The organism is Neobacillus sp. DFD-2R (assembly GCF_057747865.1).
Genome location: NZ_CM173228.1, coordinates 1,946,506 through 1,959,744, shown reverse-complemented (window position 1 = coordinate 1,959,744; position 13,239 = coordinate 1,946,506). Strand labels below are relative to the sequence as shown.

Genomic DNA, 13,239 nt, shown 5'->3' with positions numbered 1-13,239 from the left:
TTTTCTATTTCTTTATAATTGCAACAGTTTCTTTCCGGATTTTATTCTACTACATCAAGTATCTGAAATAGATATAAATCATCGATATCAATATGGATAAAAGCATTAACGGAAATCCTATTTTAAGATATTTCACAAACGAAATATGGTACCCTTTCTTTGATGCAAGGCCAGCTACGACCAAATTTGCACTGGCTCCAATTAATGTACCATTTCCACCCAAACAAGCACCAAGAGAAAGGCTCCACCAGAGAGAATCCAAATTCACAATTCCTAATTTCCCCATTTCTTTAATCATTGGAATCATAGTAGCTACAAATGGAATATTATCAACAAATGCTGAAACAAATGCACTCATCCATAAAACGAGGATAGTTGTAGATTTTATTTCTCCTCCCGTCCAGGCAATTGCTTTTTTTGCTAACATGGAGATTAATCCCGTTTCAACTAAACCGCCGACAATAACAAATAATCCAATGAAAAAGAAAAGGGTTGTCCATTCAACTTTTTCCAATACGGTAACTAAGTATTTGTCACCAGTCAGAAGTAATAGTAGAAAAGCACCGATTAGAGCCATAGTTGCTGTTTCAATATGTAAAAAATGATGTGCGGAAAATCCACCCAACGTAAGCACAATTATAAACAAACATTTTGACAATAGGTCATAATTGTTAAGCTCATCACCGGCATTTTTTTTTAAAAGCCGGTGCTTTAATTCTGCTGTTGACTTTAATTGTTTTTTATAAATTACGGTAAATAGAAATAGTATAACGGCTAAAATAATGAAATTTATCAAGGCAAGATTATCGATAAAGTCAAGGAAGGTTAATTCTTTAACAGCACTTCCGATCATTAGGTTAGGGGGATCGCCAATCATGGTAGCTGTCCCTCCAATATTAGAAGCAAAAATTTCAGACATCAAAAATGGTACCGGCGGCACCTTTAATTGATGAGTGATGCTTAAAGTGACAGGAACAACAAGCAGCACAGTTGTTACATTATCTAAAAAAGCTGATGAAATTGCTGTAAAGAAACTTAATACGATGAGAACTTTAACTGGTTCCCCCTTGACTATTTGTGCCAACCGAATAGCTAAATATTCAAAAACACCTGTTTGTGCGGTAATCCCCACAATAATCATCATTCCTACCAGCAGACCAATGGTGTTGAAATCGATGTAATGAATGGCAGCTTTTTGGTCAAGCACACCAAAAGCGACCATTATCAACCCGCCGAGCATAGCGATGGTAGTGCGGTGAAGTTGTTCCGAAATTATCAAAGCATATGCAATTAAAAAAATAACCAGAGCAATTAATTCATGTGATCCCATTCTTTAAACTCCTTAAAGCTAGTAGCTTGTTCTTGGATAGGTAATAATTATCCACCAAAATATGTAATTGATAAAGCTCCACAATGATGTAAATCTATTATTTCAAAAATATAAAGAGTGAATCAAGAAAAATAGTTAAATTATGATAGATTTGTGTCATACCTCACTGTTTATTATAAAAAATTGTTTTATAATAATTTAAAGAAAATATTTCCATTGCAAGAGTTCAAATTACTTAAAAAGTTTGCTTAAAATTGATTTTGGGGATACTACGAACGTATAGGATTGTAAGGGGGATATAAATGAATCAAGGAACAAAACAATTATTTGTTCAAACAGCGAGCCTCATCGCCGGTTTTATGGTCTGGGTACTCATTTCTTCACTCATGCTTTTCATCCAAGCGGATATTAAACTATCGTCAACGCAAATTGCTTGGGCCACAGCCGTACCTGTTATTTTGGGATCTCTGTTAAGGGTACCTATCGGTTATTGGACCAATCGATATGGAGCAAGAATTTTATTTACTATTAGTTTTATCATATTGCTTCTTCCAATTACCATTATTAGCTTCGCCAATTCGATTTTGATGTTAATTTTAGGCGGATTTTTACTTGGAATTGGCGGGGCTGTTTTTTCGATTGGTGTTACCTCACTGCCAAAATATTATGTAAAAGCAAAACACGGATTTATTAATGGAATTTACGGAGCCGGTAATATAGGAACAGCCCTTACCTCCTTTTCGGCTCCTGTTTTGGCAAATCTTATGGGATGGAGGGGGACCATAAAACTATTCCTAATTGTCGTATTGATTTTCGCCATTCTTAACTTTCTCTTAGGCGACAGGACGGAACAGAAGGTAAACAACTCCTTATCCGAGCAAATTAAAGAAGTTTATCGTAATCCAAAACTATGGCTTTTAAGTTTGTTTTATTTTATCACGTTCGGTTCGTTTGTAGCGTTTACGATTTATTTACCTTCCTTTTTGGTGAATCATTTTAGCTTAGATAAAGTAGATGCAGGCCTTAGGACGGCAGGCTTTATTGCTTTGTCAACACTTTTCAGACCAATTGGAGGTTGGCTGGGGGATAAAATTAACCCATTTCTTATTTTAATGACTGTGTTCTTCGGGCTCACCTTTGCCGGGTTTCTTTTATCGTTTACTCCGTCGCTGCCCCTATATTCTTTTGGATGTTTATTAGTGGCTTTCTGTGCCGGTATTGGGAATGGTGCTATATTCAAACTTGTTCCATTATATTTTTCAAAACAAGCAGGGATTGTAAATGGGATTGTGGCCGCTATGGGAGGACTTGGAGGATTTTTCCCGCCATTAATTTTAACGATACTATTTAATTTTACGGGGCATTATGCAATTGGATTTATGTCACTGTCCGAGTTTTCTTTATCAAGCTTTATTTTGGTTTTTTGGCTCTATTATCAGGATAAATTGGATATTTCTACAAAAATCGTTGACACAGCTGTAGATGGTATCGTTGTCACGGATATTAACGGAATTATCCAAAGAGTTAACCCTGCATTTACAAGAATTACAGGGTATAAGCAAGATGAGGTAGTAGGAAAAACTCCGAGTGTTCTGCAATCAGGAGAACACGATATCGAATTTTACAAGAAAATGTGGTATCATTTGAAAACTACTGGCTTTTGGGAAGGGTTCATTTGGAACAAAAGGAAAAACAATGAAATTTATAAAGAATGGTTAACGATCACAGCAATCAAAGATGAAGCAGGAGAAACCAAAAATTTCGTCGGTATGTTTAATGAAGAAAACAACTTTATGCGAGATAAACGATAAAAAGATGGAAAGAGGATGACTCAAAAAAGGGTCATCCTCTTTCTATTTTTCACTCAAATTAACTTAGATGCTAATTATTACAACTTTTTGTCAAATAAAATGAGTTCACAGTTCGTTCACCATTTTTGTGACGTACGTCACAAAAAAACACACTATATGTGGTTTATAGTAGCAACATAAACAACACATTCAAACCTTAACTTTAAAAATTAATATAGGGGGAAATAAAAATGGCACGAATTAAATATTGGAATCCGGAGGATGAAAAATTCTGGAATACAGAAGGAAAGAAACATGCAAAAAGGAATCTGTGGATCTCAGTTCCATCATTAATGTTAGCTTTTATCGTTTGGCAAATCTGGTCAGTAGTTGCTGTTAGATTAAATGATATTGGCTTTCATTTTACAGATGAACAATTATTTACACTTGCAGCCATACCTGGTCTTGTTGGAGCTACACTTCGATTTATATATACCTTTGCCGTAGGTTCAATCGGAGGCAAGAACTGGACAGTAATTTCCACTGCAATCTTATCAATCCCGGCAATTGGAATCGGATTTGCCGTTCAAAATCCTAATACTCCATTCTCAATTATGCTTTTACTTGCAGCACTTTGTGGACTTGGCGGAGGAAACTTCTCTTCTTCTTCTGCTAATATTAGCTTTTTCTTCCCGAAAAGGGAAAAAGGTACTGCCCTTGGAATTAATGGTGGTTTAGGTAATATGGGTGTATCGGTCGTACAATTTATCACACCTTTAGTTATAACTTCCGGAGCATTTGCTTTTGTTGGCGGCAAACAGGTTTTAGCAAATGGGCAGCATGTATGGTTGCAAAATGCAGCATTTGTTTGGGTGTTACCTATCATCATCATAACTGTTTTAGCGATTTTTGGAATGGATAATGTGCCTAACGCGAAACAATCAGTAACTAATCAATTTGTTATCGTTAAACGTAAACATACTTGGATTATGACAATTCTTTATGTAGCAACATTCGGTTCTTTCATTGGATATTCTGCGGCATTTCCGCTTTTATTAAAATCTCAATTTCCTGAACACTTATCTCTTGCCTTCCTTGGCGCTTTAGTTGCTGCAGCAGCTAGACCTGTAGGTGGTTGGATTTCGGATAAACTTGGCGGTGCTAGAGTAACAGCTTATGTACTAGTAATTATGGCGATTGGAGCTGTAGGTGTTATCTACTTCTTAAATGCAAAACAATTTGCAGGATTCTTAGCTTCCTTCTTGGTTCTTTTCCTTGCATCGGGTATTGGGTCAGGTTCTACATTCCAGATGATCCCTAACATCTTCATACCTAAAGAAGCTGCACCGGTCATTGGATTCTCAGCAGCATTTGCAGCATATGGATCATTCTTTATCCCTAAGCTATTTGGCTGGTCTGTAAAAGCAACTGGAACACCCGTCACAGCATTCTACTTCTTTATCGGATTTTATGTAATCTCTTTCGCAGTAAACTGGTTCTTTTATCAAAGAAAAAGTGCAGCGGTTAAAACACTTGCTAAACAGGTCAGTTAATTTGAAAAAAGGTCGGATTTACCGGCCTTTTTTATATTTGTACACAAAAAGCAGCCGTAACGGCAGCTTAGTTTAATATTTTTACTTTTAATTGTTTTGTTCCAAAATTAATTGCATCTTGATGTGATGGAATAAAAACATCAATTCTATTTCCTTTAATGGCCCCACCTGTATCTGCCGCGATTGCCTCACCATAACCTTCAACATAAACTTTACTGCCGAGTGGTATAACAGATGGATCAACTGAGATGACCTTAGCATTTGGATTAGCTTTTATATTAATTCCTGTTGCCGTAATACCTGAACATCCGCCGCATGAAGCAGTATACGCTGTTGCTTTAACTGTGATTTCCCTACTTACTGATGTTGGTTTTACCACTGGTTTAACAGCAGGTGCACTTTCCTTTGTTACTTGCTCTGCCGGTTTTGGTGTGTTTTCAGCCTTTGCAGTTGGTTCAACTTTAGTTACGCTTGATACAGATGCTGCTTGTTTGCTTTGCTGTGCTTGTTTTTCTGTATCGGCTTTATTGGTCGTGTTTAAACCATCATAGATGATAAGATTTAAACCCGGATGGATAAGATCGGTAGATAATTTATTCCATTCCTTGATTTGTTCAACAGTTATATGATTATCCATGGCAATATCCCATAATGTATCATCCTGTTTAACGGAATAATGTTTTTCAGTTGCAATCGATAATACATCACCTGGGTGAATAAGATCAGTAGAGAGATGATTCCACTTTTGGATATTTTCTACAGATGTATTATGTACTTGTGATAGATCCCAAAGGGTGTCCCCTTTTTTTACCGTTATGTCTGCAGCTTGTACATTAGCACCTACAGTTCCTGAGAGTGCAGCAACTGCTATGAATGTTTTAATCTTATTTATCATTTGTTTACCTCCCATGTTCTTTCGTAGCTAACTTGTGATTATCATAACATGGAATTTTCTGAAACAAAGAACAGGGAGATGTTAATTCGTTTACATCCGTGGCAGTTATATTACAATAGCATTTCTAAGTAAACTGAAAATTAAAAATACAAAAAAGAGATATCAAAGGTCTTGCAAATTGAAAAGCGCAGATTTTTCATCCGCGCTTTTTCTTCTAAATTATTTATATTCGGGAAATCGCAACAGCACATGCCTTATATTCTGCTGTTCCGGAAATAGGGTCGAATTCATTTAAAGTTAATACATTTGTTGGGGTTTCACTCCAGTGAAAACTCATAAACACTAGACCCGGAACTACTTGTTCCGTTATCTTTGCTTTTACCCTTAGTTCTCCTCTGCGAGAACGGACCTGAACCACTTCTCCATCCGTTATTCCTAGGACAAGCGCATCATCCGGATGAATATCAACTGTCTCTTCTGTTTGTTTTAATTTGACACCTGCGGCGTAGTGGCGTGTCTGGGAATGTGTATTATAAGATTCATATCGTCTTCCTGTTGTAAGTGTAAATGGATATTCTGCATCAGGTTGTTCCAATGGAGGAGTATAATCTACAGGTACAAAAGGTGCCTTTCTACTATGAGATTCCTGTTGGTGAAACCTTTCATGCATAATCAAGGTACCCGGATGATTTACGTCAGGGCATGGATAATGAACACTATACTCTTTATCAAGTCTTTCATACGAAATACCTCCGTACATTTCCCAAGCCAATCTTCTTACTTCATCCCAGATTTCATTGCTGCTGTTATAATTCATTGGATAACCCATAATAGTTGATAATTCACAAAGAATTTCCCAGTCTTCCTTTGTATTTGGATGCGCTTCAATAGCTTTGCGAACTCTTTGAATTCTTCTGTCAGTATTAGTGTAAGTCCCATCAACCTCACCCCACGAACGGGCAGGAAGGACGACATCAGCCATTTGCGCTGTTTCTGTTAAAAAGATATCCTGTACCACCAACAAATCAAGCTTTTCTAATAATTTTTTTGTATGATTCATGTGAACATCTGCAAGAAGTGGATTTTCACCAATAACATATAGTGCTCTTAGTTGTCCCGCATCAAGTCGATCAAATGTTCTCGTTTGAGTATCACCTGCTTCCGGATTAAGAACAACATTCCATTCTTTTTCATACCTGCCTCTATATTCATCATTGGTAAGACTCATAGCTCCTGCAAGCTGGTTAGGTAAGCATCCCATATCTCCGGCACCTTGAACATTATTTTGTCCTCTAAGAGGCATTATACCTGTACCTTGTTTTCCTATATTGCCTGTTAATAATGCAAGATTCGCAATATCAAATACATTGTTTACTCCACAATGATGTTCGGTGATTCCAAGTGTATAAGCAATCATGGATCCGCTTGAACAAGCATATTCCCTCGCAGTAGCAACAATATCCTCCGGCGATAAACCTGTTATTTCCGCAGCATATTCAGGTGTATACGTCTCAACTTTTTTTGCCAGCATTTCGAAATCAATCGTAAATTGTTTGATAAATTCAGAGTTATATAAGCCTTCCTTCAGAATGACTCTGATAAAGGAATTAATAAGGGCTATATCTGAACCCACGTTTATTTGCAGGTGACGATGAGCTACTTTTACCATATCAATTTTTCTTGGATCAATGACAATGACCTTTAGTCCGGATTTTGCCGCCTTTTTAATTCGATTAGCAATAATCGGATGCGCATCTGTTGTATTTGATCCCATTAGCAGTAATACTTCCGCTTTGTCAAAGTCTTCAAGTGTATTGGTTGGGAAACCGCTTCCAAAAACAGTTGCCAGACCGGCAACGCTTGGTGCGTGTCACGTTCGGTTACAACCATCAATATTATTACTGTTAATTACAGTCCTCATGAATTTTTGCGTAATAAAATTGGATTCATTTGTCGTTCTTGCACACGCAAACATGGATATGGCATTTGGACCCCATGTTGTTTTAATCGCAGTTAATTTATCTGAAATAAATTGATACGCCTCTTCCCATGTAGATTCCACGAGCGAACCGGCTTTACGGATAAGTGGAGAAGATAATCTATTTTTTGCATGGACATACTCGTATGCAAAAGCACCTTTTACGCAGGTTTGTCCTTTATTAACAGGAGCATCTTTATCGCCTCGTATTTTCATAATTCTGTTATTCTCAACTTCTACCACTAATCCGCAACCGGTTCCACAATACCCGCAAATAGTTTTTACAAAATTTTCTTCTCCCATAACCTTCCCCCCTAAAAAACATTAATACCTATATAAACATATAGTAGTCTATTCAAAAGGCATGTGGATTTCTTTTTTCACAAAATATATGTCCATTTTTTGAAATTTATTAATTAATCTGATAAGAAATATTTAATTGGATATATCTAACAAAAGAACGGGAAAACATTTCCCGTTCTTCAACATGTTTTATTAAGCTATTTTCGCAGGTAGCAAAATATTAAAGGTTGTTCCTTTATTCGGTTCACTTTCAACAAATACCTTACCATTATGGCTTTCTATAATTTTAAAGCTAACCATTAAACCTAAGCCATTGCCATTTTTCTTCGTGGTGTAAAATGGCTCCCCAAGATTCTTTAATTTTTCTTTAGGAATTCCAACACCGGTATCCTGAATGGAAATTTGGACATTATTGTCATGAATGATTGTTTTTACATGTAATTCACCGCCGTTCGGCATCGCTTCAATTCCATTTTTAATGAAATTTAAAAAAACTTGCTTTAAGCGGTTTTCATCACACTCAATTTGGATAATTTCCCGATTACAATCAAAAGTTAAGCGAACATTTTTCTTTCTTGCTTCAAATTCAAGCAGTGAGACCACATTTTTGATAACAGGAACCACATTTTTTTCTTCTAATTCGACAGCCTTTGGTTTTGCTAATACCATAAAATCCTCTACGATTGTATTTACCCTTTCTATTTCATCGAGGATGATGCCAAGAAACTCCAACCGTTCGGGATCTTGTTCATCTAGCTGTAAGAACTCTGCGTATCCTCTCATTGAAGTTAGCGGATTGCGAATTTCATGTGCCACACCTGCAGCTAATTGCCCAACTGCTGCTAGCTTATCCTGGCGATGGAGGACCTCTTCTGTTTTTTTCCGTTCGGTTATGTCATTGCGAATCGCAAGATATTGATAAGGCCTGCTTTCTTGATTTAAGAATGGGACGATGGTTGTATCTACCCAGTAAAAGGTCCCATCCTTTGCTTTATTTCTAATTTCACCTTTCCATACATTTCCTTCGCCAATTGTTTTCCATAAATTTTTGAAAAACTCCTTCGAATGGAAACCGGAATTTAAGATATTATGATCTTTTCCAATAATTTCATCTCGATTGTACTTGGAAATCTCACAAAATTTATCGTTCACACTGGTTATTTTCCCTTTTGAATCGGTAAAGGCCACAATCGAGGATTGGTCTAGAGCAAATCTGATATCCGTATTATCCTTAATGGTTGCTATTAAATTTTCTTCTGCCAGTTTTCGATCACTTATATCTGTTCGAATTGCAACATATTGATAGGGTTTTCCATTACCGTTTAAAAATGGAACAATCGTTGTATCTACCCAATAAAGTGTCCCATCCTTTGCACGGTTGCAAATTTCACCCTTCCAAACCTTCCCAAGACCAATTGTTTTCCAAAGTTCTTTAAAGTATTCCTTTGAATGATATCCTGAATTTAATAACCGGTGGTCTTGACCAATTAATTCGTCGCGTTTATATTTAGAAATTTCACAAAATTTATCATTAACACTAGTGATTTTCCCTTTTTCATCTGTTATCGCGACTATAGAAGATTGATCAAGAGCAAATTTAATATCACGAATTTCTTTAAGTGAGTCAAAAAGATTCCCTTCCGCTTCCTTTCGTTTAGTTATATCGGAACGAATCGCAATATATTGAAAGGGTTTACCTTTCTTATTTAAGAAAGGTACGATAGTTGTATCGACCCAGTAGAATGAACCATCCTTAGCTTTATTACGAATTTCTCCTCTCCAAATTTGTCCGGTGTGAATCGTCCTCCACAGGTCCTGAAAGAACTCTTTTGAGTGGTAGCCTGAATTTAATATTCGGTGATTCTGTCCCAATATTTCATCTTTTTTATATTTTGAAATTTCTTCGAACTTATCATTTACATATAAAATAGTCCCTTGCTTGTCAGTAATTGCTACAATAGCCGATGCATCAAGAGCCGCTTTAATATCCTTCAAATTCGTATCAGTTGTAGCCAATTGTTTACTAATTAATGTACTGGATGCAATTAAACCGCCAATAATTAAAATCGAGATAAATAATACCAAGTATATGATAAAAGTATCTTCATGGCTGACAGTTTTATAGTCAATATTAGCGGAAAATAAGTTGGATGCCCGCCTTAATAGAAAATGCCCTTCGACGATAGCACCTGACATAATGATTGCACTAATTGGCTTGAGCCAAACTTGATTCCCCTTTGTAAAGCTTTTCGAGGAAAACACCATCCATAATGAAAATAAAAATGAACCAAAAATTAATAATCCTGAAAAAATAAATAGAGATACATTATATTTAATCGTTAGGTTCATTGCAAAGATATCAATAATATGGATTGCAATAACTGCAATCGTTAAAAATATACTTCCTATCACTAACTGATAAAAATGGATTATTTTACCAAAAAAAGAGACAAAAGCCATTCCCGAAAATGCAATACCAATTAATATGGAAAGAATCGTGAGTGGAATTTGATAACTTGAAAACCGACTTAGATCTCCGGCAAGAATGCCGAGAAAATTCATAATCCAAATCCCTATTCCTAAAGTAAAAGTACCACCTAGGAATAAAAGTCTTTTATTCTGGTTTGAAGACCTTATTAAGGTAAACATATCAAGTGCTGTATATGAAGCTACGATTGTTAAACCAATAGCAATCACGATAATATAAGGGTGAAACGTCCCAATCATTTCATGCATTTACAAGCATCCCCCCATGATTCACTCTCTATTTCTACTATGATTGTAATGTAAAGTTTTAAATTATGGAAGCACTAAAAAATTAGATTCCGATTATCTTAAAAGGAGGTTTAATCATGTTAGTTTAACAATACCACATTTATTGATTGAAATATAAACTATGATAAAAGTATCATTTTTTTAATAAGTTAAAATTTTTTTAAAAAAAGTCTACACAATTTTCTTTTTTTTGTTTATACTGTACTACAACAGGTTAATTAAAAATAAACTGTATTAAAAAAGGAGTGGTACTAATGTTAATGAGTCCAGTTGAATTTTTCCGTAATTTGCCAAAGAAGGAATGTCCTGAATGTGGTCAACATATGGAGGAACAAGCTGAATCTTACTTAATGGAATGTGATCGCTGTCTTTCTAAAAAAGAGGTATAGATATCTCGAGGGTGAACTCTCCATATTTATTAATTGAAATATGAACTATGATAAAAGGATTATTTTTTTAATAAGTTAAAATTTTTTTAAAATAAGTCTACACAATTTTCTTTTTTTTGTTTATATTGTACTATAACAGGTTAATTAAAAATAAACTGTATTAAAAAAGGAGTGGTACTAATGTTAATGAGTCCGGTTGAATTTTTCCGTAATTTGCCAAAGAAAGAATGTCCTGAATGTGGTCAACATATGGAGGAACAAGCTGAATCTTACTTAATGGAATGTGATCGCTGTCTTTCTAAAAAAGAGGAATAAATTATCGAGGCTGAACTCTCCATATATGAGTCAGCCTCTTTTTGTTTATTACAATAAATTCCTTTATGTTAAGAAAATGATGAGGATAAAGCCTTCCCTAAAAGCACAACCTTAAATAAAGGAGCTGAAGGGAATGGCAAAAAAAGAGGATTATCTTACGACTGCACCAAAAGAACAACAAATTACAATAAATAATGGAGCCGTTTTTCCAAATCTAAAAAATGTTGCAGGTGATTCAGTGGATGAACATAAATATCTTGAAGAGGCAAATACAATTATCGCCGGTGATGAAATTCGCCAACAGAACGAAAACTTATAATGGTTAAGTAAAGAAAAAGACTGTCAACTTTAATACCAGACAGTCTTTCTGAACACAATTCAAATTAGATTTTTGGAAGCTCTCGCATTTGCTGTTCCATTTCATTGCCGCACATTGGGCATAAAAAATCATCAGCTACAAAATCTTTTCTCATCCAGCCAATACATGAATCATCGATACAGGAATAAATTTCAGTATCCACTAAAATTGTTTCAATTTCTTCTTCCTTAGCCCTTTTACCATAAAAAATAGGAACCGCCTCCTTTTTAACTAGTACTAGTATGCACCAAAACATCCCTTTTCATTTCCAGCATTTTTACTTTTTAATAAATAGGAGGTGTCAGGCTCCAATGAATCCAAATCAAAAAAATATTACGGTTGTAGGAACAGATATTGATGAAGTCAAAAGATTAAATAGCCGGTCAGGTTTAAGCTATAACGAAGTAAAGCAATTGCTCGCAGAAAAATATGCCATGAACAAACAACAAAAGGAATAGCGGGGTGCTATTCCTTTTTAATTTACTTAACTACTAATTATCTTCCATTTGGAAAAATGGTCCACCAAAATACAGCTTCCATCTTCATCCCTCCTTTTTATCGATACACCAATGGAATTTCCGCTATTTGTAATTTCCTTTTCATCCTTTGTCCATCCATCATTAATGCGTTCCCCCCGAAAAAGATGTTAAAGAGAATGCATGCAGCAAATTATTATGCTTCTTTTCCATCAAAGCCATCCCTTTCGTTTAAAAGGTCTCTTAGGGGGTTAAAATTTTCCCCTACTAGTCGAAACGAATCCCTGCCAGCTTTAAATTCCTCCAAAAAAACATTCCAATTAGCCGCATTTGCAGCTGATAGTATGAGACGTTGCAACATATTCATGTCATCAATTTCATAGATTTCTTTTATGAATTCACTTGGTATATTTCCGAATCGCATTTGTATTACTGCAATTAAATCTTCTCTATCATCGACGAGCAGCGCTTCTGTTTCAAATGAAAACAATGGTATTCCAGCTCCTTTTATAGCTTTATCATTTTAAAATAATCTGCAATTAGAGTGGACTTACATTTATCTGCAGCCTCTTCAAAGAAACGCGTCACATCTTCATCCGGTAGATCCACCTGTTCATTATGGAGAAAGGTAGATACAGACTGTGAGAAATCATTTGAAAACATTAATATGACATCAAATCCATCCTCTTTTTTAAAGATAGTGGCTTGAACATCATAAGGATGAATATGATAGGTTGAAAACGTTTCAACCATTCTCTGATATAATGCCGGTGCAGCAAAACGTAATAATTTTCCCTCTACCATTAACATCACCTTTTTCCATTACTTCCTTAATTTATCATTCGTATTTGCTAGAAGTTTATTCATTTCATCTTCATTATGGATGGAATCCACAATAATAAGGGAATCCAGTAAAGCAATCATTTTTTCATCCATTTCATTCTTTAATGAGTAGCTTTTGATTCACCATTCTGCTGAATTCATTACTGATTTTTCTAATGTCTTTTTCGTTAACGGGAAAGAATAAGGAGAAAAAAAAACACCATACTTAAAAAAGAAGGAATTTTAACCTTTGGA

The 13,239-nt window shown here is 35.4% G+C and carries 13 protein-coding genes and 1 pseudogene; 6 read left to right on the top strand and 8 right to left on the bottom strand.

The window, feature by feature from the left end:
• Nucleotides 1-49 precede the first annotated feature (49 nt).
• A complete protein-coding gene (locus AC3ANV_RS09790; protein ID WP_488313426.1) occupies nucleotides 50-1,330 on the bottom strand; it encodes an ArsB/NhaD family transporter in 1,281 nt (426 codons plus the stop codon).
• Nucleotides 1,331-1,632: 302 nt separating this feature from the next.
• Here AC3ANV_RS09790 and AC3ANV_RS09785 point away from each other — a divergent pair, with 302 nt between their 5' ends.
• Together AC3ANV_RS09785 and AC3ANV_RS09780 are read left to right on the top strand one after the other, a co-directional pair.
• Nucleotides 1,633-3,141, top strand: a complete 1,509-nt coding sequence (locus tag AC3ANV_RS09785; protein ID WP_488313425.1) for a nitrate/nitrite transporter — start codon at nucleotides 1,633-1,635, stop codon at nucleotides 3,139-3,141.
• Between the two features lie 230 nt (nucleotides 3,142-3,371).
• Complete coding sequence (locus AC3ANV_RS09780; protein WP_488313424.1) at nucleotides 3,372-4,673, top strand: NarK family nitrate/nitrite MFS transporter; 1,302 nt, start codon at nucleotides 3,372-3,374, stop codon at nucleotides 4,671-4,673.
• A 67-nt stretch (nucleotides 4,674-4,740) separates the two neighbouring features.
• Here AC3ANV_RS09780 and AC3ANV_RS09775 read toward each other — a convergent pair whose 3' ends face one another.
• The 4 genes and pseudogenes from AC3ANV_RS09775 to AC3ANV_RS09760 form a co-directional block, all read right to left on the bottom strand.
• On the bottom strand, nucleotides 4,741-5,568 hold the full coding sequence (locus AC3ANV_RS09775; protein ID WP_488313423.1) for a 3D domain-containing protein: 828 nt from the start codon (nucleotides 5,566-5,568) through the stop codon (nucleotides 4,741-4,743).
• A gap of 223 nt (nucleotides 5,569-5,791) precedes the next feature.
• A complete protein-coding gene (fdhF, locus tag AC3ANV_RS09770) occupies nucleotides 5,792-7,762 on the bottom strand; it encodes a formate dehydrogenase subunit alpha (RefSeq protein ID WP_488314175.1) in 1,971 nt (656 codons plus the stop codon).
• A pseudogene (locus AC3ANV_RS09765) lies at nucleotides 7,739-7,849 on the bottom strand (hypothetical protein); the annotation flags it as partial. The gene fdhF and the pseudogene AC3ANV_RS09765, both read right to left, overlap by 24 nt.
• A gap of 192 nt (nucleotides 7,850-8,041) precedes the next feature.
• Nucleotides 8,042-10,585, bottom strand: coding sequence for a PAS domain S-box protein (locus AC3ANV_RS09760; protein ID WP_488313422.1), 2,544 nt, complete (start codon nucleotides 10,583-10,585; stop codon nucleotides 8,042-8,044).
• 293 nt (nucleotides 10,586-10,878) lie between these two features.
• Here AC3ANV_RS09760 and yhfH (AC3ANV_RS09755) point away from each other — a divergent pair, with 293 nt between their 5' ends.
• The 3 genes from yhfH (AC3ANV_RS09755) (at nucleotide 10,879) to AC3ANV_RS09745 (ending at nucleotide 11,647) form a co-directional block, all read left to right on the top strand.
• Nucleotides 10,879-11,013: a protein YhfH gene (gene yhfH, locus AC3ANV_RS09755; RefSeq protein WP_488313421.1), complete on the top strand. Its 135-nt coding sequence runs from the start codon at nucleotides 10,879-10,881 to the stop codon at nucleotides 11,011-11,013.
• Between the two features lie 180 nt (nucleotides 11,014-11,193).
• Nucleotides 11,194-11,328 (top strand): protein YhfH, encoded by a 135-nt coding sequence (gene yhfH / locus AC3ANV_RS09750; protein WP_488313420.1) that lies wholly within the window; start codon nucleotides 11,194-11,196, stop codon nucleotides 11,326-11,328.
• A gap of 133 nt (nucleotides 11,329-11,461) precedes the next feature.
• Entirely contained in the window at nucleotides 11,462-11,647 is a 186-nt protein-coding gene (locus tag AC3ANV_RS09745; protein WP_488313419.1) for a hypothetical protein, read from the top strand.
• Between the two features lie 64 nt (nucleotides 11,648-11,711).
• On the opposite strand, the gene AC3ANV_RS09740 is transcribed toward AC3ANV_RS09745, so the two are convergent.
• Entirely contained in the window at nucleotides 11,712-11,942 is a 231-nt protein-coding gene (locus AC3ANV_RS09740; RefSeq protein ID WP_488313418.1) for a cold-inducible protein YdjO-related protein, read from the bottom strand.
• Nucleotides 11,943-11,997: 55 nt separating this feature from the next.
• On the opposite strand from AC3ANV_RS09740, the gene AC3ANV_RS09735 reads away from it, so the two are divergent.
• Complete coding sequence (locus tag AC3ANV_RS09735) at nucleotides 11,998-12,144, top strand: hypothetical protein (protein WP_488313417.1); 147 nt, start codon at nucleotides 11,998-12,000, stop codon at nucleotides 12,142-12,144.
• Nucleotides 12,145-12,358: 214 nt separating this feature from the next.
• Here the strand turns inward: AC3ANV_RS09735 and AC3ANV_RS09730 are convergent, their stop codons facing one another.
• Both AC3ANV_RS09730 and AC3ANV_RS09725 read right to left on the bottom strand, forming a co-directional pair.
• Nucleotides 12,359-12,652: a hypothetical protein gene (locus AC3ANV_RS09730; protein WP_488313416.1), complete on the bottom strand. Its 294-nt coding sequence runs from the start codon at nucleotides 12,650-12,652 to the stop codon at nucleotides 12,359-12,361.
• A gap of 17 nt (nucleotides 12,653-12,669) precedes the next feature.
• On the bottom strand, nucleotides 12,670-12,966 hold the full coding sequence (locus AC3ANV_RS09725; protein ID WP_488313415.1) for a hypothetical protein: 297 nt from the start codon (nucleotides 12,964-12,966) through the stop codon (nucleotides 12,670-12,672).
• Nucleotides 12,967-13,239 lie beyond the last annotated feature (273 nt).